The sequence below is a fragment of the Prescottella sp. D32 genome (assembly GCF_037287305.1).
GTDB lineage: Bacteria > Actinomycetota > Actinomycetes > Mycobacteriales > Mycobacteriaceae > Prescottella > Prescottella equi.
Window position 1 is genome coordinate 1,686,252 of sequence record NZ_JARBSW010000001.1, and the last position, 24,009, is coordinate 1,710,260.

25 protein-coding genes are annotated in these 24,009 nt (G+C 69.1%); 15 read left to right on the plus strand and 10 right to left on the minus strand.

Annotated features, from left to right (window positions below; all coding sequences use genetic code 11):
* Positions 1-75 precede the first annotated feature (75 nt).
* Genes PSS76_RS07750 through pcaH form a run of 6 tightly spaced genes read right to left on the minus strand, consistent with a single transcriptional unit; the run spans position 76 to position 6,001 of the window.
* Positions 76-1,287 carry an acetyl-CoA C-acetyltransferase gene (locus PSS76_RS07750; RefSeq protein ID WP_337456093.1) on the minus strand — a complete coding sequence of 404 codons (1,212 nt, stop codon included), beginning with the start codon at positions 1,285-1,287 and terminating at the stop codon, positions 76-78.
* On the minus strand, positions 1,280-2,110 hold the full coding sequence (locus tag PSS76_RS07755) for an IclR family transcriptional regulator (RefSeq protein WP_005518689.1): 831 nt from the start codon (positions 2,108-2,110) through the stop codon (positions 1,280-1,282). The genes PSS76_RS07750 and PSS76_RS07755 overlap by 8 nt, the downstream gene beginning before the upstream one ends.
* A 2-nt stretch (positions 2,111-2,112) precedes the next feature.
* The gene (pcaDC, locus tag PSS76_RS07760; protein WP_337456094.1) at positions 2,113-3,300 is read right to left on the minus strand and encodes a bifunctional 3-oxoadipate enol-lactonase/4-carboxymuconolactone decarboxylase PcaDC; all 1,188 of its coding nucleotides are present in this window, start codon (positions 3,298-3,300) and stop codon (positions 2,113-2,115) included.
* On the minus strand, positions 3,297-4,628 hold the full coding sequence (locus tag PSS76_RS07765) for a lyase family protein (protein ID WP_337456095.1): 1,332 nt from the start codon (positions 4,626-4,628) through the stop codon (positions 3,297-3,299). Before PSS76_RS07765 ends, pcaDC begins: the two co-directional genes overlap by 4 nt.
* Positions 4,629-4,641: 13 nt before the next feature.
* Entirely contained in the window at positions 4,642-5,286 is a 645-nt protein-coding gene (pcaG, locus tag PSS76_RS07770; protein ID WP_084954959.1) for a protocatechuate 3,4-dioxygenase subunit alpha, read from the minus strand.
* Entirely contained in the window at positions 5,279-6,001 is a 723-nt protein-coding gene (pcaH, locus tag PSS76_RS07775) for a protocatechuate 3,4-dioxygenase subunit beta (RefSeq protein ID WP_005518695.1), read from the minus strand. Before pcaH ends, pcaG begins: the two co-directional genes overlap by 8 nt.
* 181 nt (positions 6,002-6,182) lie before the next feature.
* On the opposite strand from pcaH, the gene PSS76_RS07780 reads away from it, so the two are divergent.
* A complete protein-coding gene (locus PSS76_RS07780; RefSeq protein WP_022597151.1) occupies positions 6,183-6,929 on the plus strand; it encodes a CoA transferase subunit A in 747 nt (248 codons plus the stop codon).
* Entirely contained in the window at positions 6,926-7,573 is a 648-nt protein-coding gene (locus tag PSS76_RS07785) for a CoA transferase subunit B (RefSeq protein ID WP_005518700.1), read from the plus strand. The genes PSS76_RS07780 and PSS76_RS07785 overlap by 4 nt, the downstream gene beginning before the upstream one ends.
* A gap of 38 nt (positions 7,574-7,611) precedes the next feature.
* On the opposite strand, the gene PSS76_RS07790 is transcribed toward PSS76_RS07785, so the two are convergent.
* Genes PSS76_RS07790 through cofD form a run of 3 tightly spaced genes read right to left on the minus strand, consistent with a single transcriptional unit; the run spans position 7,612 to position 10,535 of the window.
* On the minus strand, positions 7,612-8,175 hold the full coding sequence (locus PSS76_RS07790; RefSeq protein ID WP_081182521.1) for an NUDIX hydrolase: 564 nt from the start codon (positions 8,173-8,175) through the stop codon (positions 7,612-7,614).
* On the minus strand, positions 8,176-9,543 hold the full coding sequence (locus tag PSS76_RS07795; RefSeq protein WP_337456096.1) for a coenzyme F420-0:L-glutamate ligase: 1,368 nt from the start codon (positions 9,541-9,543) through the stop codon (positions 8,176-8,178).
* The gene (gene cofD, locus PSS76_RS07800; RefSeq protein ID WP_013416748.1) at positions 9,540-10,535 is read right to left on the minus strand and encodes a 2-phospho-L-lactate transferase; all 996 of its coding nucleotides are present in this window, start codon (positions 10,533-10,535) and stop codon (positions 9,540-9,542) included. The genes PSS76_RS07795 and cofD overlap by 4 nt, the downstream gene beginning before the upstream one ends.
* 480 nt (positions 10,536-11,015) lie before the next feature.
* On the opposite strand from cofD, the gene PSS76_RS07805 reads away from it, so the two are divergent.
* On the plus strand, positions 11,016-11,249 hold the full coding sequence (locus PSS76_RS07805) for a WhiB family transcriptional regulator (RefSeq protein WP_172504596.1): 234 nt from the start codon (positions 11,016-11,018) through the stop codon (positions 11,247-11,249).
* Between the two features lie 7 nt (positions 11,250-11,256).
* Here the strand turns inward: PSS76_RS07805 and PSS76_RS07810 are convergent, their stop codons facing one another.
* Positions 11,257-11,748, minus strand: coding sequence for a metallopeptidase family protein (locus PSS76_RS07810; RefSeq protein WP_037085013.1), 492 nt, complete (start codon positions 11,746-11,748; stop codon positions 11,257-11,259).
* 145 nt (positions 11,749-11,893) lie between these two features.
* On the opposite strand from PSS76_RS07810, the gene PSS76_RS07815 reads away from it, so the two are divergent.
* From PSS76_RS07815 to PSS76_RS07870, 12 genes are all read left to right on the plus strand, one after another.
* Positions 11,894-12,292 (plus strand): DUF3499 domain-containing protein, encoded by a 399-nt coding sequence (locus PSS76_RS07815; RefSeq protein ID WP_013416746.1) that lies wholly within the window; start codon positions 11,894-11,896, stop codon positions 12,290-12,292.
* Between the two features lie 189 nt (positions 12,293-12,481).
* On the plus strand, positions 12,482-13,864 hold the full coding sequence (locus tag PSS76_RS07820) for a phosphomannomutase/phosphoglucomutase (protein ID WP_081120623.1): 1,383 nt from the start codon (positions 12,482-12,484) through the stop codon (positions 13,862-13,864).
* An 84-nt stretch (positions 13,865-13,948) separates the two neighbouring features.
* Complete coding sequence (locus PSS76_RS07825) at positions 13,949-15,064, plus strand: tobH protein (protein WP_337456097.1); 1,116 nt, start codon at positions 13,949-13,951, stop codon at positions 15,062-15,064.
* Positions 15,064-16,302 (plus strand): mannose-6-phosphate isomerase, class I, encoded by a 1,239-nt coding sequence (gene manA, locus PSS76_RS07830; protein ID WP_337456098.1) that lies wholly within the window; start codon positions 15,064-15,066, stop codon positions 16,300-16,302. The genes PSS76_RS07825 and manA overlap by 1 nt, the downstream gene beginning before the upstream one ends.
* A 158-nt stretch (positions 16,303-16,460) precedes the next feature.
* Positions 16,461-17,987 (plus strand): amino acid permease, encoded by a 1,527-nt coding sequence (locus PSS76_RS07835; protein ID WP_022597137.1) that lies wholly within the window; start codon positions 16,461-16,463, stop codon positions 17,985-17,987.
* Positions 17,988-18,096: 109 nt separating this feature from the next.
* A complete protein-coding gene (locus PSS76_RS07840; protein WP_022597136.1) occupies positions 18,097-19,314 on the plus strand; it encodes an alkane 1-monooxygenase in 1,218 nt (405 codons plus the stop codon).
* Positions 19,311-19,472 (plus strand): rubredoxin, encoded by a 162-nt coding sequence (locus tag PSS76_RS07845; RefSeq protein WP_005518718.1) that lies wholly within the window; start codon positions 19,311-19,313, stop codon positions 19,470-19,472. The genes PSS76_RS07840 and PSS76_RS07845 overlap by 4 nt, the downstream gene beginning before the upstream one ends.
* Before the next feature lie 20 nt (positions 19,473-19,492).
* Positions 19,493-19,675: a rubredoxin gene (locus tag PSS76_RS07850; RefSeq protein ID WP_005518720.1), complete on the plus strand. Its 183-nt coding sequence runs from the start codon at positions 19,493-19,495 to the stop codon at positions 19,673-19,675.
* 33 nt (positions 19,676-19,708) lie between these two features.
* The gene (locus PSS76_RS07855) at positions 19,709-20,317 is read left to right on the plus strand and encodes a TetR/AcrR family transcriptional regulator (RefSeq protein ID WP_005518722.1); all 609 of its coding nucleotides are present in this window, start codon (positions 19,709-19,711) and stop codon (positions 20,315-20,317) included.
* A gap of 75 nt (positions 20,318-20,392) precedes the next feature.
* Complete coding sequence (gene ahcY, locus PSS76_RS07860) at positions 20,393-21,871, plus strand: adenosylhomocysteinase (RefSeq protein WP_005518723.1); 1,479 nt, start codon at positions 20,393-20,395, stop codon at positions 21,869-21,871.
* Between the two features lie 119 nt (positions 21,872-21,990).
* Entirely contained in the window at positions 21,991-23,268 is a 1,278-nt protein-coding gene (locus PSS76_RS07865) for a metal-dependent hydrolase family protein (RefSeq protein ID WP_041674365.1), read from the plus strand.
* A gap of 59 nt (positions 23,269-23,327) precedes the next feature.
* Positions 23,328-23,996: a dTMP kinase gene (locus tag PSS76_RS07870; RefSeq protein ID WP_005518728.1), complete on the plus strand. Its 669-nt coding sequence runs from the start codon at positions 23,328-23,330 to the stop codon at positions 23,994-23,996.
* Positions 23,997-24,009 lie beyond the last annotated feature (13 nt).

Consider the following 24,009-nt stretch of genomic DNA (forward strand, 5'->3'; position numbering starts at 1 on the left):
CGCCTCCGCCGCTGCACCCTCGACGCGAACGAGCAGGGCCGGCCCCACGGGGCCGGCCCTGCTCGTCTTCCGGGGTCAGGCGATGCGCTCGAAGACCGCGGCCAGGCCCTGGCCGCCGCCGATGCACATGGTTTCGAGGCCGTATCGGGCCTCGCGACGGTCCATCTCGCGCAGCAGCGTCGCGAGAATGCGGGCCCCGGTGGCGCCGACGGGGTGACCCAGCGAGATGCCGGAGCCGTTGGGGTTGAGGCGCGCATCGTCGGGCTCGAGGCCCCAGGTGCGGATCACGGCGAGCGCCTGGGCCGCGAAGGCCTCGTTGAGCTCGATGACGCCCATGTCGGCGAGCGACAGGCCGAGCCGCGCGAGGGCCTTCTCGGTGGAGGGGACCGGCCCGATGCCCATCGTCCGGGGCGGGACACCGGCGACCGCCCAGCTCGCGAGGCGCGCGAGCGGACGAAGCCCGAGAGCTTCCGCCTTCTCCGGTGTCGTGACGATTGCGATTGCGGCACCGTCGTTCTGGCCGCTGGCGTTGCCGGCGGTGACGGTGGAGCCGGGGTCGACGTTGCCGCGGATCGGGCGCAGCTTCGCGAGGGACTCGACGCTCGTGTCGGCGCGGGGATGCTCGTCGGTGTCGACGATGAGGGCGTCGCCCCGGCGCTGCGGGACCGCCACGGGGACGATCTCCTGCGCGAAGATGCCGCTCTGCTGCGCCGCGACGGCACGTCGATGCGACTGCACCGCGAGCGCGTCCTGGTCCTCGCGGCTGATGTCGAACTCGGCACGCAGATTCTCGGCGGTCTCGATCATGCCGCCGGGGACGGGATAGTTGCGGCCTCCCGCGGTGACGCGGGCGCGCGCCAGACGGTCGTTGAGCGCCACGGACTCTCCGCGGACGCCGTACCGCATCCCGGTGGCGTAGAACTCGGCCTGACTCATCGACTCGACGCCGCCGGCGAGGACGAGGTCGCTGCCGCCGGACTGGACCTGCATCACGGCCTGGATGATCGCCTGCAACCCGGAACCGCAACGCCGGTCCACCTGCAGGCCGGGAACGTCCACTCCCAGATCGGCGTTCAGAGCCGCAACTCGTCCGATCGCGGGCGCCTCGCCGCCGGGGGACGCTTGGCCGAGGATGACGTCGTCGATGTCGCTACCGGAAATGCCGGTGCGGGTGACGATTTCGGTGATCACCGTGGCCGCGAGATCCTCGGGGGCGACGTCCCGGAAGACGCCACCGAAGCGGCCGACGGGGGTACGGAGGGGCTCGCAGATGACTGCGTCAGGCATATCTCGTTCCTTGGTGCGATGGCGATTGAGTCTGGGTACGGGCCAGGTCGGCCGAGATGGCGTCGGCTGTCGCGACGGCGGCCGGCACGAGCGTGTCGTACACCGCCTCCGTCGTGTAGCGCGCAGCCTGTGTCGAGATGTTGACGGCCGCGACGACAGTGCCGTCGCGGTCGCGGATGGGTGCGGCCAGCGAGCGCAGACCCTCCTCGAGTTCCTGGTCGACGACGCAGAAGCCGTCGACCCGGATCTTGTCGAGCTCGTCGCGCAGGGCGGCAGGTGTGGCGATGGTGCGGCCCGTGATGGGGGTCAGATCCACGCGGGCGAGGTAGGCGTCCAGCTCCGCGGGGCTCAAACCGGCCAACAGCACGCGTCCCATCGACGTCGCGAACGCGGGGAAGCGGGTGCCGATCGTGATGGACACGGTCATGATGCGCCGGACCGGCACGCGCGCCACGTACACGACGTCGCCGTCGTCGAGGATCGACACGGACGTCGATTCGTGGACCCGATCGGACAGCGCCTCGAGGTGTGGGCCGGCGATGTCGGGCAGCGACAGGCTGGACAGGTAGCTGTAGCCGAGTTCGAGTACCCGCGGGGTCAGCCAGAAGGCCGATCCGTCGGTGCGGACGTACCCGAGCTCGGCCAGGGTGAGCAGGAAGCGTCGAGCGGTCGCCCGGGTGAGATCGGTGGCACGGGCGACGTCGCTGAGCGTGCGACGCGGATTTTCGGCGTCGAAGGCCTTGATGACGGAAAGCCCGCGCGCGAGTGACTGCACGTAGTCGGTCGACGCCCCGGCCGCTTCGGTCCCGCTCGAATTCGTCACTGTCAGGTACTCCCCTCGGTGGCGCCCGCCAGGTCGGCGAGAGCCTGCTTGCCGAGCGCGAAGGCCCGGTTGCTGTTCGGCACACCCGCGTACACCGCGGTATGGAGGAATACTTCCACGAGCAACTCCGGGGCCGTGCCCGCGCGCAGTGCGGCCCGGATGTGCATGTCCAGTTCGTGCTCGTTACCGACGGCCGTGAGGATCGCGAGCGTCAGCAGACGCCGGGTGGGGTGGTCGAGGCCCTCGCGTGCCCAGATGTCGCCCCACGCCGTGCGGGTGATGAAGTCCTGGAACGGTTCCGTGAACGCGGTGCTGTTCGCGATCGCGCGGTCCACATGCGCGTCGCCGAGAACCGAACGGCGTACCGACATTCCGGCGTCGTGAACCGCTCGTCGGGCGACCCCGACCGGAGTGGCGGCCGCGATGTGGCGGGCGATCAACCGCGTCACGGTGCCGGCCTGCTCGACGTTCGCGAGGTGTGCACCGGGCGACACGACGTGGAACTCGGCGCCCGCGATACCGTCCGCGATCTCCTGCAGCGCTGCAGGGGGAGTGGGGCCGTCCTGTTCCGCAGCGATCACCAGTGTGGGTGCGACGATGCGCGCCAGGTCGGGCCGGCCGTCCCAGTGCGCGAGCGCCTCGCAGCAGGCCGCGTAGCCCTCGTCGGTGGTGCCGCGCACCATCGCGACGTGGCGGGCCACCAGTTCCGGATCCCGCTGCGCCAGTTCGGGAGTGAACCAGCGTCCGACCACGGCGTCCGCGATGGAGGCGACGCCGTCGGCGCGGACGGCCGCCGCCCGGTCCAGCCACGGCTGCGCGGGCGCGAACTGCGCTGCCGTGCACAGCACGGTCAGCGTGCGCAGGTGCTGCGGGCGGTGTGCTGCCAGCCACTGTCCGACCGCGCCGCCGAGGGACAGGCCCACGAAGTGCACGGCGTCGATCCCGAGTGTGTCGAGGAGCGCGACGACGTCGCCGCCGAGGTCCGCGATCGTGTACGGCCCGGTCGGGGCCGGGGATCCGCCGTGGCCGCGATGGTCGACGGCGATCACACGATGGTGCGCCGAGAGTGCGTGGATCTGGGGGTCCCACATGTGCAGGTCCGAGCCCAGCGAGCCGAGCAGGAGAACCGGCGGGGAGTCGGGGTCGCCGTGCAGTTCGTAGTGCAGGGCAGTGCGCCCGTCCTCGGTCATGGGTGTCCTCCGGTGGTTCGAGAAGCGAGCACACGGTCGACGAGATCGATCGCGTGGCCCAGATAGTTCGCGGGGTCGAGCAGATCGCGCAGCTCGCCGGCCGTCAGGTGCGCGGTGATCTCCGGCGCCTGATCGAGCGGTATTCCCGAAGACGCGGCGGCGGTCACGATCTCGCGGGCCGAGTCCGTGTGGGCCGCGAGCGCCCCGGTCACCCGTTCGGCGAGGATCAGGCCCCCGGTGATGTCGAGATTGCGGGACATGGCATCGGCATGGACGTGCAGACCGGTGAGGCTCGACGCGAGGCGCTGCGCGGCGCCGCCGGTGAGCCGCAGCAGGTCGCCGACCGTCTCCCACTCCGCATGCCACGCGCCCGCGGCGCGCGCGAACTCGTGGTCCATCGATGCCAGGATCGTCGATACCAGGCCCGGCACCCGCCGAGCCGCGGCTCGCGCGGCGATCGCGGACACCGGATTCTGTTTGTGCGGCATGGCCGACGACCCACCGGGTGCGTCCTCGGCCACCTCCCCGAACTCGGTGGAGGCCATCGCGATGACGTCGGTGGCGGGTTTCGACACTGCTCCGGCGGCGATCCCCAGGCCGGACGCGAGTGCGGCAACGGGCGTGCGGGTGGTGTGCCACGGCGCCACCTGCCGGGCCAGGCCCAGCTCGGCCGCGAGGGCGTCGGCCATCGCGAGGCCGTGCGGGTGGACGGCGGCGAGGGTGCCGGCGGCACCACCGAACTGGACGGGCAGCGCGGACAGTGCCCGGTCGATCCGGGTCACCGCGTCGTCGAGACCGGTGAACCAGGACACCGCCAGTGCGCCGAACGTCGTCGGTAGTGCCTGTTGTCCCAGGGTGCGCGCGACCATCGGGGTGGCACGGTGCCGCCGGGCCAGTTCGGACGCGGCGTTCGCCGCGACCCGCAGATCGGCGAGCACATGCCGACCCGCCCTGCGCGACAACAGCATCAGCGCCGAGTCCATCACGTCCTGGCTGGTGGCACCCACGTGCACGGCGGACCTCGGCACCCCCTCGGCGGCGCAGGCCGATCGGAGGATCTGCACGAGCGGGATCACCGGGTTGCCGCCCGCGGCGGATCGGCGGCCGAGGTCGGCGATGTCGAGCGCGCCGGGCGCGGCGAGCCTGGTCGCGACGCCGGTGACGATCGACGCGTGTTCGACCGTCACCAGGCCCACCGTTGCGGCCGCCCGGGACAGCGCGGCCTCGACTTCGAGCAGCGCGACCACCCACGCGTGATCCGAGACCTCCGCGGCGACGGCGGAGCCGCCGAAGACGGGGTCGAACAGTTCACCGCGGGTGTGTGTCACGCCAGGCTCCTGATCACAGCTCGAAGAACGGCGTCTCGACACCGTCGGGGTCGCTGTCCTGAACATAGACCGTGAGGCTGTAACCGTCGTCGGTCCTGCTCGCGATCAGCTTGGGTCGCTGCGACTCGGGCAGTGCCAGCAGCACCGGATCGCCGGTATGAGCCTGCGTGTCCTCCGGGAAGTACAGCCGCGTGTAGAGGCGCTCGAGCATGCCCCGCGCGAAGATGCCGAGGTTGACGTGCGGCGCCTCGACGGTGTCGTTCTCCGCGGGGAGGGCGCCCGGCTTGACGGTGTGGATCACCGCGGTGCCCGTCTCGTCGGCGCCGGCCCGGCCGAAGCCGCGGAATCCCGCCGGAGTCGGTGCGGCTGCGCCGCGCGGATCGTCCGGATGGGCGAAGCGGCCGACCGCGTCCGCCTGCCAGGTCTCGACCATCGCATCCGCCACGGGGACGCGGTCGCCGTCGATGACGGTGATGCGCAGCGTGATCCGTTCGGGGGTCCCCGGCGCCACGACGTCGGGGCCGTCGGCCCAGGGCAGGCCGATGTGCCAGTACGGGCCCACGGTCTGCGACGGGGTGACACCGAATGGGGCGGTGGTGAAGTCGCCCGGCGTGACGGAGTAGAGCGGGGCGGTGTGCTGCGGGGCGGTGTCAGTCATCGTGATCCTCGTCGTCCTCGAACGGAGTGGCGTCGCGTCCGCGGAGGACGATGTCGAAGCGGAACCCCAGTGCCCAGTCGGCCACGGTCGCGTCGTAGTCGAAGACGCTGACCATCCGGTGCCGCGCCTCGGCGGGCACAGCGTTGTAGATGGGGTCCTGGAAGAACAGGGGATCGTCCGGGAAGTACATCTGCGTGACCAGGCGCTGGGTGAACGCGGTGCCGAACAGTGAGAAGTGGATGTGCGACGGGCGCCACGCGTTGTCGTGGTTGCGCCACGGGTACGCACCGGGCTTGATCGTCGTGAACGTGTAGTGGCCGTCGGCGTCGGTGACGCAGCGACCCACTCCGTCGAAGTGCGGGTCGAGCGGTGCGGGCCAGTTGTCGCCCGTATGGCGGTAGCGGCCGCCGGCGTTGGCCTGCCACACCTCGAGCAGGGTGTTCGGGACGGGTTTGCCGTTCGAGTCCAGCACGCGGCCGTGCACGACGATCCGCTGGCCCTGGGCTTCGCCGCCGTTCGCGATGGTCAGATCGGCGTCGCCGGCCTGGATGCGGTCCTCGCCGAACACCGGTCCGGTCAGTTCACCGAGGCGCTGCGGCAGCAACTTCAGGGGCTGCCGGGGACTGCGCAGACCGGTCGTCTTGTAGTCGGCGAAGTCGGGCGGGGCGTTCACGCCGGCGCCGAGCGGCCGGTACTGCGGGGGCAGATGGAGCATGAGAGACCTCTTCGGGGAACAGGGTGAGGGGGAACCGAATGCTGTTCGCAATGTGGACGATGTGACGCTATACGAACACGGTAGTGCGTCGGGTCGCTGCGATCAATGCCGAGCGGTGGCGTGTTCATGATGCGGACGGTGGTTCACATTACGTACGAAGCGTCGTATGCTGGCCGCCATGATGGACAAAGTCATTGCCACAGCGGCCGAGGCCGTCGCAGACGTGCCGGACGGCGCGACGATCGCCGTCGGCGGGTTCGGCCTGGTCGGAGTGCCGGAGATCCTCATCGGCGCGCTTCTCGACCAGGGCGCCACCGACCTCGAGACGGTGAGCAACAACTGTGGGACCGACGGCTTCGGTCTGGGTGTGCTGCTCGAGAAGGGCCGCATCCGACGAACCATCAGTTCGTACGTGGGCGACAACAAGGAGTTCGCGCGCCAGTACCTGTCCGGTGAGCTCGAGGTGGAGCTGACGCCGCAGGGCACGCTCGCCGAGCGGTTGCGTGCCGGCGGCGCGGGCATCCCCGCGTTCTTCACTCCGGCCGGCGTCGGAACGCAGGTGGCCGAGGGCGGGCTGCCGCGCCGCTACGACGGCAACGGCGGTGTCGCGGTCGCGAGCCCAGTCAAGGAGACCCGCGAGTTCGACGGCACGACCTACGTCATGGAGCGCGGCATCGCCGCCGACTACGCGCTCGTCCACGCGTGGAAGGGCGACCGCCACGGCAACCTCGTGTACCGCCGCAGCGCGCGCAACTTCAACCCGCCCGCCGCGGCGTCGGGCCGGATCACCATCGCGCAGGTCGAGCACCTCGTCGAACCCGGCGAGCTGGACCCGGACCAGATTCACACCCCGGGCATCCACGTGCAGCGGGTGGTGCACGTGGGCAAGGTCAATGTCGGAATCGAGAAGCGAACGGTACGAGCATGACTCAGGCAATTGCGCAGAAGCTGACCCGCGAGCAGATGGCCGCCCGGGTCGCCCGGGAACTCGCCGACGGTCAGTACGTCAACCTCGGCATCGGCATGCCGACTCTGGTGCCGAACTACATTCCCGAGGACATCACCGTCGTGCTGCACTCCGAGAACGGAGTGCTCGGCGTGGGCCCGTACCCCACCGAGGACGAACTCGACCCCGAACTGATCAACGCGGGCAAGGAGACCATCACGGTCCTGCCGGGCGCGTCGTACTTCGACTCGTCGCAGTCGTTCGGGATGATCCGCGGCGGTCAGGTGGACGTCGCCGTCCTCGGCGCGATGCAGGTCAGCGCCCGCGGTGATCTCGCCAACTGGATGATCCCCGGCCACATGGTCAAGGGCATGGGCGGTGCGATGGACCTCGTCCACGGCGCCAAGCGGGTGATCGTGATGATGGAACACGTCTCCAAGAAGGGCGAATCCAAGATCCTCGACGAGTGCACCCTGCCGCTCACCGGCAAGGGTTGCGTCCAGCGGATCATCACCGACATGGCCGTCCTCGACGTCACCGACGAGGGCTTGCGGCTGGTCGAGACGGCCCCCGGCATCGGCGTCGACGATGTGGTCGCGGCCACCGCGGCGAAGCTGCTGGTGTAGGCGGCTTCGCCGCCCGTGCGCCTTTTCGGTAGTTGCAGCTACCGAAAAGGCGCACGGGCGCGGAGCGCCAGATGATCGATCGTCTCCTTCTCGGCACCCTCCGGCAGGTCGTCGAGCGGGAACCAGCGCAGATCCTGCGACTCGTCGCTGATGGTGATCGGTACCTCCGACGCCGGCCCGGGCGCGGTGACGAGGAAACGCAGATCGAGGTGGCGGGTGGGCACGCCCAGCGAGCACGTGATCGGGTGCGTGTGCGCGGACAGCATTCGCGGCTCGATACGCAGCCCCTCGATGCCGGACTCCTCGCGCGCCTCGCGCAGGGCCGCGTCGACGACGGTCTCGTCGCCGGGCTCGCAGTGCCCGCCGAGCTGGATCCACCGGCCCACCCGCGGGTGGAGTGTCAACAGAACGTGCCGTCCGTCCTCGTCCAGGACGAGCGACGACGCGGTGATGTGCCCGGGTGCGTGCGAGCGCAGGCAGCCGTCGGGAGCGGAGTCGAGAAACGCGAGCATCGTGTGCCGCAACGACTCCGCGTCGTCGGAGTCCGTGTCCCAGTTCTGCAGCGCCTCGCGCGCGGACGCGTGCAGTGACCGCGCCGACATCTACAGCTCCACGAGGGCGTCGCCCGGCGCGACCGGCTTGCGGGGCGTCAGCGGCTGCACCGGATGTCCCACCGCGATCGCGCCCAGGGGCTGCCAGTCGTCGGGAAGGTCGAGCTCGCCCCGGACGGTGTCGGCCGCGAAGATCGTCGAACCGATCCAGCAGCTGCCGAGGCCACGGGTCGCGAGCGAGACCAGCAGACCCTGCACCGCCGCGCCGACCGCGACGGTGAACATCGTCGACTCGGCACGGGTGCGGCGCTCGTCGGGGTAGTCGTGTGCGCCGTCGGGCACGCAGAACGGGATCACGACCTCGGGTGCGCGGAAGAGGATGTCGCCGCGGCGAACTCGACGTTCGATCCGCTCGGCGCTCAACCCGTCGGCGGCGAGGTCGTTGCGCCAGCGCTGCTGCAGCGCGTCGAGCAGGCGGCCGCGGACGTCACGGCTGCGCAGCCACACGAACCGCACCGGCCGGGTGTGATGCGGTGCGGGTGCGGTGAGCGCTTCCGCGATCGAGTCCCGCAGTGCGTCGGGGTCGACGACGTCGTGGGAGAACTCACGCACCGACCGGCGCAGCAGCAGCGCCTCGCGGCGACCCATCTCCACCGACTCCGCGGTGCCGAGCCAGAACAGGTCCTCGGGTCCGCGGCGGATCAGCTTCTCGGCGGCCGACCCGTCGTCTTCGAGACCCAGCCCCCGGACGACCGCGACGGGCACTCCACCGAGCTTGCCCTTCACGAGATCGCCTGCCGCCGCGATCTCGTCGGCGACCGCGACCTCCGTCACGAACAGTTCGTTGCCCTGGCCGTCGACCGCACCGGCGTACGCGTGCAGGACCGGCACACCCGAGGCCCCGATCGCGGCGTCGATCTGGCCGATGCGCCACGCCCGTCCCATCGTGTCCGTGACGACGACGGCGACGTCGACGCCCAGACGGGACTCGATGTCGGACCGCAACTTTCGGGCACTGCCGTCCGGATCCTCGGGCAGCAGCGCCAATTCGGCGCCGTCCACGTTCGAGCCGTCGATGCCCGACGCCGCCTGCACGATGCCCAGTCGGTTCTCGGTGATGAGAGTGCGCCCCTTGCGGGCCACCACCCGGACTGCCTCCTGGTCGACGAGGCGCCGCCTGGCAGCGTCCCGCTCGTCGGGGTCGGTGGGGGAGGCCACGATCCGGCCCTCGACCTTCGAGAACACCTTGCTGGTCACGACGAGAACGTCGCCGTCGGCGAGCCACGGTGCCGCCTCCGCGATCGCGCCGGCCAGGTCGTCGCCGGGCCGGAACTCGGGAAGCCCGGTGACGGGCACGATCTCGATCGCCCGACCGGCGCCGTGATCGCGCACGCTCGCAGGCTCACTCCGGTCGTTCACAGGCTCACTCCGGCCACGTCGAAGGCGGCGCGGACCATCTCGGCCGTGGCCTCGGGGTCGGTCATCAGCAGGGGGACGCTGCGGACCTCGACGCCGGGGATGTCGGCCCGGTCGGTGGAGTGCACGAGCCAGCCGTCGAGGATTCCGGTACCCGAACGCGCACCGTAGTGGCGGCCGATCGCTTCGGCGGAGGTCTCCACGCCGATCACCTCGAGACACTCGTCCGCCATGCCGCGCAACGGCTTTCCGTCGATGACGGGCGACAGTCCCACGATCTTCGCCTTGGTGGTGCGCAGTGCGCCGCGGATCCCGGGGACGGCGAGAACGGCGCCGATGCTCACGACCGGATTCGACGGCGCGAGTAGCACGACGTCCGCGGACTCGATCGCCTCGAGGACTCCGGGGGCCGGCTTCGCCTGCTCCGCACCGATGTACGCGAAGCTGTGCGTGGGAACCTGGGCGCGGTACCGGACCCACCATTCCTGGAAGTGGATCGCCTTCTGCTGCTCGCCGGTGGGATCCTCGGGGTCGGTGATGACGACGTGGGTCTCGCTGCGGTCGTCGCTGACCGGCAACAGCGAGACACCGGGCTGCCAACGCTTGCAAAGGGCTTCGGTGACGGCCGAGAGCGGGTAGCCGACCCGCAGCATCTGGCTGCGGATGAGGTGCGTGGCGATGTCGCGATCGCCGAGTCCGAACCAGTCGGGCTGGGCGCCGTACGCCGCGAGTTCCTCTTTGGCATTCCAGGTTTCGCCGACGTGACCCCAGCCACGTTCCGGGTCGATACCCCCGCCGAGGGTGTACATGCACGTGTCGAGATCGGGGCAGATACGCAGCCCGTGCATCCAGACGTCGTCACCCACGTTGACGATCGCCGTGATCTCGTGATCGGACGACGCGTCCGGCGCCGCCGAGTCGTCGCCGAGCAGATTTCGAACACCTTGGAGGAAACGGGCCCCTCCGACGCCGCCAACCAATACAGTCACCTTCACAACCCGAAGCCTATGCGTTGTCGCTCAGTGCTGATCGAGGCTGTCTCATCGAACCGGGTTCTACCACGCTGTGCGATGGGGCGCGGATAGTAAACGACTTTTCCCGTTCAGCTTGACCCGACACGCCAGGGCATGTCTAATCACATGTATGTCATTCCAGGTTCGAGGGGCGAGTTCATCTGGAGCGGCTGTCGGTTCGAACCATCGTTCGGGCCGTTGCACGGGTAGCCCTCGAGGCGAGAACGGCGTGATTTCCATCGAGATCGATCGACTAATTCTGCGCTAGAACACAGGTGGGGAGGCGGAGCGATGCAGTACCAGCAGTACGAGTACCGGCAGTATGAGTTCGACACTCCTCTGAGCGTTGTCGACGACGAGCCGCAGGCCGATTCGGACGCACATGTGTCGCTCGGCGACGCCGTCGACTTCGAACTCGGCGTGACCGTCCCGCAGCTCAGTCTGATCCCGGGACTCGACGCGATGGTCGACCCGGCCGAGGAACAGTGGCAGGACCGGGCGCTGTGCGCGCAGACCGACCCCGAGGCGTTCTTCCCCGAGAAGGGCGGATCGACGCGTGAGGCCAAGCGCATCTGCCTCGGGTGCGAGGTGCGGGGCGAATGCCTCGAGTACGCACTCGCCAACGATGAGCGCTTCGGTATCTGGGGCGGACTGTCGGAACGCGAGCGCCGGCGCCTCAAGCGCGGCATCATCTGACGATTCGTTACTCGTCGGCTCCCGGTAGATCGGGGTCGATCACTTCGGGGTCCACGCCGAGATAGGTGGACACCTGCTCCACCAGGACGTCGTGCACCAAGTCTTCGAGGTCCTGAGGATCCTTGGCGCGCAATTCGATCGGGCGCCGGAACAGGACGATGCGTGCGCGCGTCGCCGTCCCGCGCCGATCGATGCCCGCGGGGATGAGACGCGACAGCGGCACCGGTCCGTCTGCGACGACTTCCGGTGGCCAGTTCACCGAATCCGGGTCGATGGCGCGAATACGCGGCACTTCGTCGACCGCGATGTCCAGCTTGGTGAGGCGGTCGTGCCATCGTGCATCGATCGGCTCGAAAGCTCCCAGCACCAACTGATCGAACTTCTCCGCGCGGGTGCGCGCTGCCGGCAGATCCGGCGGGAACAGCGGTCCCCGGATGCCGCGGCCCCGGCGCGCGACCGAGCGCGACGTCAGTGGGCGAGGGCGACGAGATCTGGCCATGCCGTGGAGATTACCGCGACCGCCGAACCGCACCCCTGGACGCCGCCGGTGACCTGTGGCACGGACGCGTGCGAGCAGTCCCGGAATCGTTTCCTCGGTGTGTCCGAGTATGCCAACCGGACGCATGGGGTTAGTCTCCTTGCTTGTGAGATCACTGCGTCGATGCTGCCGGCCTGGGTGCAAGAACCCTGCTGTCGCCACCTTGACGTACGTGTACTCGGATTCCACCGCCGTCGTGGGTCCGCTGGCCACGGTGGCAGAGCCGCACTCGTGGGACCTGTGCGAGACCCACGCGTCGCGCATCACCGCCCCCAAGGGCTGGGAACTCGTGCGCTACGAGGGCGGTTTCTCGTCCAGCACACCCGACGAGGACGATCTCACCGCGCTGGCCGAAGCGGTCCGCGAGGCCGGCCTGGGGGAGCGCCCCCGCACCGACGACGGCTCGCCGGAGTCCCGTTCCGGTGCTTCGGTGCCGTCGGCGCCGCCCACGGTGCGGACCGGTCGGCGCGGTCATCTGCGCGTCTTACCCGACCCCGCCAACTGATCCGTCCCGGCGCGCGACAGCGCCCTCGGCGACCGCCGTTCTCCGCTCGGAGGCCTACCACGCGCCCGGCGCTGCCGCTCGGGAGGCGAACCCGGCACGGTCCCCACTAGGCTCGGTGATCGACCCGGTGGACGAATCGGCCCGAAAAGCCCCGTCTGTCGCATCTACGAACAGCAGGAGTAACCAGCAGTGGCTCGATCCGTCGAATCCGTGAATGCCGTGATCAAGGCCTACGACGTGCGTGGTGTCGTCGGCGAGCAGATCGATGTCGAGTTCGTCCGCGACGTCGGTGCCTCGTTCGCTCGACTGGTCCGCGACGAGGCGACCGGCATCGCGCCGGTGACCCGCGTCGCGATCGGACACGACATGCGCGCATCGTCACCCGAACTGTCCCGGGCGTTCGCGGAAGGCGTCGTCGGGCAGGGCCTCGACGTCGTGCACATCGGGCTCGCGTCGACCGACCAGCTGTACTTCGCCTCCGGCATCCTCGACTGCCCCGGCGCGATGTTCACCGCCAGCCACAATCCGGCGAAGTACAACGGCATCAAGCTGTGCCGCGCGGGCGCCAAGCCGGTGGGGCAGGACACCGGTCTCGCCGTCATCGCCCGTGAGGTCGCGGAGGGTGTGCCCGCGTACGACGGAGACGCGGGCACGGTGTCCGAGCAGGACGTGCTCGCCGAGTACGCGAGCTTTGTCCGCGGCCTGGTGGAACTGGCCGACCTTCGGCCGCTGAAGATCGCCGTCGACGCCGGCAACGGCATGGGCGGCCATACGGTCCCGGCGGTGTTCGATCCCATGCCCGTCACGGTGCTGCCGCTGTACTTCGAGCTCGACGGCACCTTCCCCAACCACGAGGCGAACCCCCTGGATCCGGCAAACCTGGTCGACCTGCAGAAGTTCGTGCGCGAGACGGGCGCCGACATCGGGCTGGCGTTCGACGGCGACGCCGACCGGTGCTTCGTGGTCGACGAGAAGGGCGACCCGGTCTCGCCGTCGGCGGTGACGGCGCTGGTCGCCGATCGCGAGCTGGCGAAGGAGCCCGGCGCCACGATCATCCACAACCTCATCACGTCGCGTTTCGTGCCGGAACTCGTCGAGAAGCTCGGCGGCACGGCCGTCCGCACCCGTGTCGGCCACTCCTTCATCAAGCAGCAGATGGCCGAGACCGGCGCGGTGTTCGGTGGCGAGCACTCGGCGCACTACTACTTCCGTGAGTTCTGGGGCGCCGACTCCGGCATGCTCGCGGCACTGCACGTCCTCGCCGCCCTCGGTGAGCAGGATCGGCCGCTGTCGGAGCTGATGGCGTCGTACGAGGGATACGCCGCGTCCGGCGAGATCAACTCGACCGTCGCGGACGCGTCCGAGCGCACCGAGGCCGTCATAGCGCAGTTCGCGGACCGCACGGTCTCCGTGGATCGTCTCGACGGCGTCACCGTCGACCTGGGCGACGGTGCCTGGTTCAACCTGCGCGCCTCCAACACCGAGCCGCTGCTGCGATTGAACGTGGAGGCCCGCACGTCCGCCGACGTGGACGCGCTCGTCACCGAGATCCTCGGAACGGTCCGCGCCTAGAACGTCGATTGCTGGGATACTCGATTCACCTGGACTCGTCGGGGGGACAGGGTTGAGTGGGAGTGAAAGGGAGGTGTGTTCGCCATGACAGCTCCGTCGTCTCTGCTCGATCTCGACGATGTCGACGCCCTGCTCGCTGCCGATGTCGACGGCACACTCAGATTCGCGGCGCTCGGCGGTGCCCAGATCCGTGCGACCGCGGCCGCGGTGCACGAGAACGCACTGGCCCGGCTGCACGGCATGCAGCCGCGCAGCGTCGTCCTGGTCAGTGGCGAGGGCAGCGCGTCCCGGGCCGCGGAACTGACCCAGGCTGCGGTCGGTAGCCGCATCGGGGTCCCGGTACTCGGAGCAGTCGGGACACCGCCCTGGGTGGGTCCGCTCGACGTGGTGGTCGTCGCCGGTGACGATGCGGGTGACCCGCGCCTCGTCGAGTCCGTCGACGGCGCGCTGCGGCGCGGCGCCGAGGTCGTCGTGGTCGCCCCGGACGAAGGCCCGATGCGGGCTGCGGGTGCCGGGCGGGCCCTGCTCCTGCCGCCCCGCGTCGCCGTCCCGGGTCAGCACGGACTGCTCCGGTACCTCGCAGCGTTCCTGGCGGTCCTCGTCGCCGTCGACGCGGAGCGGACGGCGAAGATCGTCCCGGATCTCGACCGTCTCGCCGACGTGGTCGACGCGGAGGCGGTGCGCGATCACCCGTCGAACGAGGTCTTCCACAATCCGGCGAAGTCGCTGGCCGCGCGGTTGCAGGGCCGACGTGTCGTGCTCACCGGGGATTCCCGGACGACCGCGCTCGTGGCGCGGCACGGCAGCGAGGCGCTGCTGCGCGTCGGAGCGGACGTGGCCGCCGCGACGGACCTGCCCGATGCGGTGAGCGGCGTGCGCCGGTTCCCGTCCGGCACCGCGGCCGGCTACGACCCGTTCTTCCACGACGAGGAACTCGACGGTCCGGCCCCCGCTGCGGCCGTGCGTGTCGTGGTGCTGGCGCTCGAAGAGAATCGGGCACTGGTCGAACGTCGCGTCGCGGCTCTTCCCGACGCCGACGTCGTCGTCGCCGACGGCAGCGAGAGCGCGCCGGACCTCGCCGGGTCGGCATCGCGGTCGCCGGGGCCCGGGGGTACGCGAACCGACGTCGAGCAACTCGCAATTCTCGTCGGCCGACTCGAGATGAGCGCGGCCTATCTACGTCTGATCGGTGGTAACTAGTGCGCCAACTCGAAGGGGCGCTCCGGTCGTACGCATGGGGGTCGCGGACCGCGCTCGCAGAACTGTGCGGTCGTCCGAGCCCCAGTGCACACCCGGAGGCGGAACTGTGGTTGGGAGCGCATCCCGGCGATCCCGCACACGTGATCGAGGACGGCGGCACCCGTTCGCTGCGGGACGTCATCGACGCCGCGCCGTTGTCCGAACTCGGGGAGCGGAGCGTCGCGCAGTTCGGTGAACGGCTGCCCTTCCTGCTGAAGGTGCTGGCCGCCGAGGAACCGTTGTCGCTGCAGGCGCATCCCAGTGCGGAACAGGCCCGTGAGGGGTTCGCGCGCGAGGACGCGGTGGGTATCCCCGTGGATTCGGCGGAACGCAACTACCGCGACGCGAGCCACAAGCCGGAACTGGTCGTCGCGCTCACCAGGTTCGAGGCGCTGGCCGGGTTCCGGGATCCGCACCGCACCGTGCGGTTCCTGCAGGCGCTCGAGGTCGAACAACTTGCGCCCTACGTCGGTCTGCTGGCCGGTCAGCCGGACCCGGACGGTCTGCGCGCACTGTTCACGACGTGGATCACGCTGCCGTCGCCGGCACTGTCGGCGCTGTTGCCTCCCGTGCTCGACGGCTGTGTCCGGTACCTGTCGCGGCCCGACGCGGCCGAGGCCGAGTTCGTCCCCGAGGCGCGAACCGCGCTCGAACTGAGCGAGGGCTACCCGGGTGATGCCGGGGTGCTCGCGGCGCTGCTGCTCAACCGCATCACGCTCGAGCCCGGGCAGGGCTTGTTCCTGGCCGCCGGCAACCTCCATGCCTACCTGCACGGCACGGCAGTCGAGATCATGGCGAACTCCGACAACGTGCTGCGGGGCGGGCTCACCCCCAAGCACGTGGATGTGCCGGAACTGCTGCGGGTGCTCGACTTCGACTCCGTCGACGTGCCGTTGCTGGCGCCGGCTCCGACCGGCCGGCCCGGCGAGGTGGCCTACGCGACGCCCGCGGCGGAGTTCGTGCTGACCCGCATCGACCTGGACGCGTCGGACGCCGGTTCCGAGGTCTCCGTGACGATCGAGCCGGACGGCCCGCAGATCCTGCTGTGCACGTCGGGTGCGGCCAAGCTCGGGTGCGGCCCGCACTCGCTCGTTCTCGAGCGGGGCGGTGCGGCCTGGATCTCGGCGTCGGACAACCAGGTTCACATCCAGGCCTGCGCCGACGACACCCAGATCTTCCGGGCCGGGGTGGGGGGCTGACGCCCCGTTCCGCGGCCCCGCCCGAGATCGGGCCGCGCGTATACCGCGCGAGTGCCGTTTGGGTGTTTCGTCCCAGGTCAGGCGGCGTGTCGCGAAACCGTGCTGGCGGCGTCCCACCGGCATAGGCTTTCTCCATCCCCACCTCCGAGGAGGCAGCGATGGCGACGTCCGACCCGAATGTCGGTAGTACCCGCGCACGATCACGATCAGGTCTGTTCCGCACCAAGTCGGTCGAGCAGTCGATTCTGGAAACCGACGAGCCGGAGACCAAACTCCGCAAGGACCTCACCTCGTGGGACCTGACGGTCTTCGGCGTCGCGGTCGTGATCGGCGCCGGCATCTTCACCCTCACCGCGCGGACGGCCGGCAACATTGCGGGGCCGTCGGTATCGCTGGCGTTCGTGTTCGCGGCCGTCGCGTGTGCGTTGGCGGCCCTGTGTTACGCGGAATTCGCGTCGACAGTCCCCGTCGCGGGCAGCGCGTACACCTTCTCGTACGCGACTTTCGGTGAGTTCGTCGCCTGGATCATCGGCTGGGATCTGATCCTGGAGTTCGCACTCGCGGCGTCGGTGGTGGCGAAGGGCTGGTCGCTGTACCTCGGTGAGGTGCTGGGCAGCTCGAGCCCCGTGCTGCACATCGGTTCTCGTGAAATCGACTGGGGCGCGGTCCTCATCATCGCGATCATCACCGTCCTCCTGGCGACCGGCACGAAACTGTCGTCGCGGGTCTCCGCGGTGATCACCGCGATCAAGGTTGCGGTCGTGCTGTTCGTCGTCGTGGTCGGCGCCTTCTACATCAAGGGCGAGAACTACTCCCCGTACATTCCGCCGTCCGAGGCCGGATCGACCGGTGAGGGCATCCACCAGTCGCTGTTCTCGTTCGTCACCGGCGCCGGCGGCAGCACATTCGGCTGGTACGGCCTCCTCGCGGCTGCCAGCCTCGTGTTCTTCGCGTTCATCGGCTTCGACGTCGTGGCGACGACCGCGGAAGAGACCAAGAATCCGCAGAAGGCGTTGCCGCGCGGCATTCTCGGATCGCTCGCGATCGTGACGGTGCTCTACGTGGCGGTCTCCCTCGTGCTCACCGGAATGGTGAAGTACACAGACCTCGCCGGCGACGACTCCACGCTCGCGACGGCGTTCGCGATCAACGGCATGGACTGGGCGAAGAACCTCATCTCGTTCGGCGCCCTCGCCGGCCTCACCACCGTCGTCATGGTCCTCATGCTCGGCCAGACCCGCGTGCTGTTCGCGATGTCGCGGGACGGCCTGATGCCGAGGAGCCTCGCGCCTACCGGTAAGCACGGCACCCCCGTGCGGATCACGGTGCTGGTCGGTGTCGTCGTCGCCGTTCTCGCCGCGTTCTTCCCGATCGGCACGCTCGAGGAAATGGTGAACATCGGAACGCTGTTCGCGTTCGTGCTGGTGTCGATCGGCGTCGTGGTGTTGCGTCGCACGCGTCCGGACCTGCCGCGCGGCTTCCGGGTGCCGTTGGTACCGCTCGTCCCGATCCTGGCGGTGCTCTCCTGCCTGTGGCTGATGTTCAACCTCTCCGTCGAGACCTGGCTGCGTTTCATCGTCTGGATGGCGATCGGTGTGGTGGTCTACTTCGCCTACAGTCGCCGGCACTCCATGATCGGGGTTCGCGAGCGCGCGGCGGCGGCGGAGGCGAAGGAGAAGTCCTGACCGGTTTACAAATCTTTGCGATTGTCTAGACCCCGTACACGAGGACGCGTATCGTCAATTCCAGGGTGATGCTGCTCACGTTGGAGTGGCCTCGTGGAAGGGGACGATCATGGCGGCGGACGGAGCTGTCGAAACGGAAGTGCCGGTCTGGCGCGACAAGAAGCGTTATCTGTGGCTGCTGGGCCTGATTCCGCCCACCGCGATCTTCCTGGCGCTCGCGCTGGTCTGGGCGTTCAATCGGGTCGGGCTCGGGGCGGTGGCGCCGGTGTGGTGGTGGATCGGTCCGCTGCTCGTCTACGTGCTGCTGCCGATCCTCGACCTCGCCTTCGGGGCGGACGGGCAGAACCCGCCCGACGAGGTTATGGAACAGCTCGAGAACGATCGGTACTACCGCTGGTGCACCTACGCGTACATCCCGCTGCAGATCGTCACGGTGGTGGTCGCGTGCTACCTGTGGTCGGCGGACGACCTGAGCTGGCTCGGGATCGACGGGGGCCTGGGCCTGGTCTCGAAGATCGGTCTCGCGATCAGTGTCGGGTGCGTGGCCGGGATCGGCATCAACACCGCGCACGAACTCGGCCACAAGAAGGACGACCTGGAACGATGGCTGTCGAAGATCACGCTCGCGCAGTCGTTCTACGGCCACTTCTATATCGAGCACAACCGCGGCCACCACGTGCGGGTCGCGACCCCCGAGGACCCCGCGAGTTCACGCTTCGGGGAGAGCTTCTGGGCATTCCTCCCGCGCAGCGTGTGGGGCAGTCTGCGGTCGTCCTGGCGCCTGGAGAAGGCGCGCCTGGAGCGGCTCGGGAAGGGGCCGTGGACAATTCGGAACGACGTGCTGAACGCGTGGCTGATGTCGGTGGTGTTGTTCGGCGCGATGATCGCGATCTTCGGCTGGGAAGTGGCGCCGTTCCTGTTGCTGCAGGCCGTGTTCGGGTTCTCCCTGCTGGAGACCGTCAACTATCTCGAGCACTACGGGTTGCTGCGGCAGCGCACCGAGAGTGGGCGTTACGAACGGTGCACGCCCGCTCACAGCTGGAACAGCGATCACATCTGCACCAACATCTTCCTGTACCACCTGCAGCGGCACAGCGACCACCACGCCAACCCGACGCGGCGCTACCAGACGCTGCGGAGCATGGACATCGCGCCGAACCTGCCGAGCGGGTACGCCAGCATGATCATGCTCGCGTACGTGCCGCCCCTGTGGCGGGCGGTGATGGATCGAAAGGTCCTCGCCCACTACGACGGTGACATCACGAAGGTCAACCTGCAGCCGAGTAGGCGGGAGAAGCTGCTCGCGGCCCACGGGGGAGCGGCATGAGCGCGTATCGCTGCCCGGTGTGCGAGTTCGTGTTCGACGAGGCCGTCGGAGCTCCCCGTGAGGGGTTCCCGGCGGGGACGTCGTGGGCGACGGTGCCCGACGACTGGTGCTGCCCCGACTGCGGTGTCCGGGAGAAGATCGATTTCGAACCCGTCTGACGGGAAAGAGGACAGGGATCATGAAGGACTACAAGCTCTATCAGTGCGCGCAGTGCGGATTCGAGTACGACGAGGAACTCGGCTGGCCCGACGAGGGCATCGCCCCTGGGACGCGATGGGAGGACATTCCCGACGACTGGCGCTGTCCCGACTGCGGCGCCGCGAAGGAGGACTTCTTCATGGTCGAGGTCGAGCGCAGCTGAGGCCGGGGGCGTGCCGCCACTAGGCTCGACGTCATGACCGAGCCCCAGCCACGTGTGCCCTACCAGGAGGCGTCGCGACTGCTGCTGCGCGAGTCGATCCTCGACGCGGTCCACGACTTCCTGCTCGAACGGGACTGGTCGGGGGTCACGATGACCGACGTCGCGGCGGCTGTCGGCGTGAGCCGGCAGACGCTGTACAACGAGTTCGGGTCGCGGCAGGGTCTCGCGAACGGCTACGCGCTGCGATTGGTGGACCGCTTCGTCGACGCCGTCACCGACGCCGTCTACCGACACGAGGGCGACGCGCGTGCGGCGCTGGTGGACGGCTTCACCGGCTTCTTCCAGGCCAGTGGCGCGGACCCGTTGGTTCGGTCGTTGCGGACGGGCGCGGCGAAACCGGACCTTCTGCGCATCGTCACCACCGACAGCGCGCCGCTCATCGAGCGGGCCACGGGGCGGCTGGCAGAGACCTTCCGGCTGAGCTGGATTCAGGCGTCGGAGGGCGATTCGACGGTGCTGGGACACGGCATCGTGCGTATCGCACTGAGCTACGTGTCGATGCCGCCGACGTCCGATCGGGACGACGCTCAGGAGTTGGCGGCCCTGCTCGCCCCCTTCGTCGACGTCGTGACCCGGGCGTAGGCACGTCCCGTCCCCCGGGGCGGATCGGCACCCGATAGCCTGGGAGTCAACCCAGACAGCCAACAGGAGAGGCACATGACGACCTCAGTTTCATCGGAGCCGGTGGTAGAGCACCGCGGCGGCATCGACTTCAAGGTGGCGGATCTGTCGCTCGCCGAGTTCGGCCGCAAGGAGATCCGTCTCGCCGAGCACGAGATGCCCGGTCTCATGGCGCTCCGCCGTGAGTACGCAGACGTCTTGCCGCTCAAGGGCGCTCGCATCTCCGGCTCGCTGCACATGACGATCCAGACCGCGGTCCTGATCGAGACCTTGACGGCCCTCGGTGCTGAGGTTCGGTGGGCGTCGTGCAACATCTTCTCGACGCAGGATCACGCGGCCGCGGCCGTCGTCGTCGGCCCGCACGGCACCGTCGACGAGCCCAAGGGTGTCCCGGTCTTCGCATGGAAGGGCGAGACCCTCGAGGAGTACTGGTGGGCAGCCGAGCAGATGCTCACGTGGCCCGGTACCACCGCGAACATGATCCTCGACGACGGCGGCGACGCCACGATGCTGGTGCTGCGCGGCGCGCAGTACGAGAAGGCCGGCGTGGTCCCGCCCACCGACGACGAGCACGACTCGGACGAGTACAAGGTGTTCCTGGCGCTGCTGCGCAAGTCGCTCGAGGCCGACGGTGGCAAGTGGACCGCGATCGCCGAGTCGGTCAAGGGCGTCACCGAGGAGACCACCACGGGCGTGCTGCGCCTGTACCAGTTCGCCGCTGCAGGCGAGCTGGCCTTCCCGGCGATCAACGTCAACGACTCGGTCACCAAGAGCAAGTTCGACAACAAGTACGGCACCCGCCATTCGCTGCTCGACGGCATCAACCGCGGCACCGATGTGCTGATCGGCGGCAAGGCGGCGCTGGTGTGCGGCTACGGCGACGTCGGCAAGGGTTGCGCCGAGGCGCTGCGCGGCCAGGGCGCGCGCGTCACGGTCACCGAGATCGACCCGATCAACGCGCTGCAGGCGATGATGGACGGCTACGACGTCAAGACCGTCGAGGAGTTCATCGGTGAGGCCGACATCGTCATCACCGCGACCGGCAACAAGGACATCATCTCCTTCGAGCACATGAAGCAGATGAAGCACCAGGCGATCCTGGGCAACATCGGCCACTTCGACAACGAGATCGACATGGCGGGCCTCGAGCGGGCCGGCGACGTCACGCGGATCAACATCAAGCCGCAGGTCGACGAGTTCACGTTCGCCGACGGCCACTCGATCATCGTGCTGTCGGAGGGACGCCTGCTCAACCTGGGCAACGCCACCGGTCACCCGTCGTTCGTGATGTCGAACTCGTTCGCGAACCAGACGATCGCGCAGATCGAGCTGTGGACCAAGCCGGAGGAGTACGACAACGAGGTGTACCGCCTGCCCAAGCACCTCGACGAGAAGGTCGCGAAGATCCACGTCGAAGCGCTCGGTGGCTCCATCACCAAGCTGACGAAGGATCAGGCCGAGTACATCGGCGTCGACGTCGAGGGTCCGTACAAGCCGGAGCACTACCGCTACTGAGGTACCCGCGACATTCGTCGTAATCAGTCACGGCATCGGCCGGGGATCGTGGTCACGATCCCCGGCCGATGCCGTTATCCGGCCGCCCCGGGCGCGCCCGCTCGCTAGGGTCCGAGGGTATGGCGGCAACGGGGAGTGGCGAGCGGCTGTTGTTTCGCGACGTGCGGGTGTTCGACGGTGAGTCCGCGGACCTCGTGCACGGCGACGTGCTGATCGACGGCGACCGGATCGAGGCGGTGTCGGGATCGCCCATCGGGGAGGCACCGGGCCGGCGGACCGTCGTCGTCGACGGCGGGGGCCGGGTGCTGATGCCGGGGATGAGCGACGCGCACGTGCACCTGGTGGGCAACGCGAACTCGTATCTTGATCTGCTCACGGGGACGCAGGCGCACATCGCGCTCAACGGGACCGCGGAGGCCCGGAACATGCTGCTGCGCGGCTTCACCGCCGTGCGGGACATGGCCGGCGACACCGCGAGCATCAAGACCGCGATAGACCGGGGCCAGTTCCCGGGGCCGCGAATCTATCCGTGCCAGGCGGCGATCTCCCAGACCAGCGGACACGGCGACTTCGGGTTCGTCTACGACACGCCCACCGAGCTGGGGGGTGTCGAGAACCGCTCCGAGGCAATCGGATTCATGCGCATCGCGAACGGTGAATCGCAGGTACTCGCGGCGGTGCGGGAACAACTCAAGCGCGGGGCCTCGCAGATCAAGCTGATGGTCGGCGGTGGCGCGGCGTCGATGTACGACCCGCTGTACACGGTGCAGTTCACCGCCCGTGAGCTTCGGGCGGCGGTCGACGCGGCCACCGACTACGGGACCTACGTCGCCACCCACGTCTACAACGTCACCGGCATCAGGCGGGCCATCGAGGCCGGCGTGAAGTCGATCGAGCACGGACATCTCGCGGACGAGGACACCGTCGCCCTCATGGCCGAGCGTGACGTGTGGCTGTCGATGCAGCCGTTCGCCGAGGACGACCACCACTACCCGGATCCGGATCGCGCCGAGAAGAACCGGGAGATCTGCGGCGGGGTCGAACAGGTCTACGGCTGGGCGCGCAAACACGGGGTGCGGGTCGCCTTCGGTACCGATCTGCTCCTCGAACCCGAGTCCGCCGCGCGGCAGAGCGCGATGGCGGCACGCCTGGCCGACTACTTCGGCAACCTGGAGGCGCTGAGGATGCTGACGTCGGGCAATGCCCGACTGTTCCGTCTGGCGGGGGAGCGGGACCCGTACCGGGACGCCCCGTTCGGCGTGATCGCCCCCGGCGCGTGGGCCGACGTGCTGTTGGTGGACGGGAATCCGCTCGAGGACCTGTCGCTGCTCGCCGACCCGGACAAGCACCTCGACGTCATCGTCAAGGGCGGCGTCGTTCACAAGAACACGTTGTGACCGCCGTCCCGTCCCCAGGTCCGGGCGTCCGGCGGTGACCACCGATAGGCTCGACCGTCGTGGGAATGCTGATCGCCCTGGAGGGGCTCGACGGTGCCGGTAAGCGCACGCTGGTGGGCAAGGTCGTCGCGCGACTCGAAGCGGACGGCCTGGACGTCGCGACTCTCGACTTTCCGCGGTACGGGACGTCGATCCACGCCGACCTCGCGTCCGAAGCCCTCAAAGGCGCGCACGGCGACCTGAGTGCCTCGGTGCACGCGATGGCGGTGATGTTCGCCCTCGACCGGGCGGGCGCTGCCGACCGGTTGCGCGACCTCGTCGCCGCGCACGACGTCGTGATCCTCGACCGGTACGTCGCCTCCAACGCGGCGTACGGCGCCGCCCGGATGCACGAGGGCGGCGACGGCGAATTCGTCGGCTGGATCGAGAACCTCGAGTTCGACCGCCTCGGGTTGCCGCGCCCGGACCTCCAGCTGTACCTCGACGTGCCCGTCGCGCTGGCCGAGCAGCGTGCCCGGGCCCGCGAGGCGGAGGACGTTTCCCGCACGCTGGACGCGTACGAGAAGGACAGTGGCCTGCAGGCGAGGACCGGTGAGGTGTACCGCGAGCTGGCGGCCGCGGACTGGAATTCCCCGTGGTGGACGCTCACACCGGACACCGATCCGGGCATTCTGGCCGATAAACTGGCAGTCTTGCATCAGCGGAGAGGCCTGCCGTCGCAACATTGAGCGGCACGCCGGG

Bases quoted from the DNA above. Each gene is read 5' to 3' on its own strand.
- PSS76_RS07750 (WP_337456093.1), bottom strand. From the start codon at position 1,287: ATGCCTGACGCAGTCATCTGCGAGCCCCTCCGTACCCCCGTCGGCCGC.
- pcaDC (WP_337456094.1), bottom strand. From the start codon at position 3,300: ATGACCGAGGACGGGCGCACTGCCCTGCACTACGAACTGCACGGCGAC.
- pcaG (WP_084954959.1), bottom strand. From the start codon at position 5,286: ATGACTGACACCGCCCCGCAGCACACCGCCCCGCTCTACTCCGTCACG.
- pcaH (WP_005518695.1), bottom strand. From the start codon at position 6,001: ATGCTCCATCTGCCCCCGCAGTACCGGCCGCTCGGCGCCGGCGTGAAC.
- PSS76_RS07780 (WP_022597151.1), top strand. From the start codon at position 6,183: ATGGACAAAGTCATTGCCACAGCGGCCGAGGCCGTCGCAGACGTGCCG.
- PSS76_RS07785 (WP_005518700.1), top strand. From the start codon at position 6,926: ATGACTCAGGCAATTGCGCAGAAGCTGACCCGCGAGCAGATGGCCGCC.
- PSS76_RS07790 (WP_081182521.1), bottom strand. From the start codon at position 8,175: ATGTCGGCGCGGTCACTGCACGCGTCCGCGCGCGAGGCGCTGCAGAAC.
- PSS76_RS07805 (WP_172504596.1), top strand. From the start codon at position 11,016: ATGGTCGACCCGGCCGAGGAACAGTGGCAGGACCGGGCGCTGTGCGCG.
- PSS76_RS07810 (WP_037085013.1), bottom strand. From the start codon at position 11,748: ATGGCCAGATCTCGTCGCCCTCGCCCACTGACGTCGCGCTCGGTCGCG.
- PSS76_RS07825 (WP_337456097.1), top strand. From the start codon at position 13,949: ATGACAGCTCCGTCGTCTCTGCTCGATCTCGACGATGTCGACGCCCTG.
- PSS76_RS07835 (WP_022597137.1), top strand. From the start codon at position 16,461: ATGGCGACGTCCGACCCGAATGTCGGTAGTACCCGCGCACGATCACGA.
- PSS76_RS07840 (WP_022597136.1), top strand. From the start codon at position 18,097: ATGGCGGCGGACGGAGCTGTCGAAACGGAAGTGCCGGTCTGGCGCGAC.
- PSS76_RS07845 (WP_005518718.1), top strand. From the start codon at position 19,311: ATGAGCGCGTATCGCTGCCCGGTGTGCGAGTTCGTGTTCGACGAGGCC.
- PSS76_RS07850 (WP_005518720.1), top strand. From the start codon at position 19,493: ATGAAGGACTACAAGCTCTATCAGTGCGCGCAGTGCGGATTCGAGTAC.
- PSS76_RS07855 (WP_005518722.1), top strand. From the start codon at position 19,709: ATGACCGAGCCCCAGCCACGTGTGCCCTACCAGGAGGCGTCGCGACTG.
- ahcY (WP_005518723.1), top strand. From the start codon at position 20,393: ATGACGACCTCAGTTTCATCGGAGCCGGTGGTAGAGCACCGCGGCGGC.
- PSS76_RS07865 (WP_041674365.1), top strand. From the start codon at position 21,991: ATGGCGGCAACGGGGAGTGGCGAGCGGCTGTTGTTTCGCGACGTGCGG.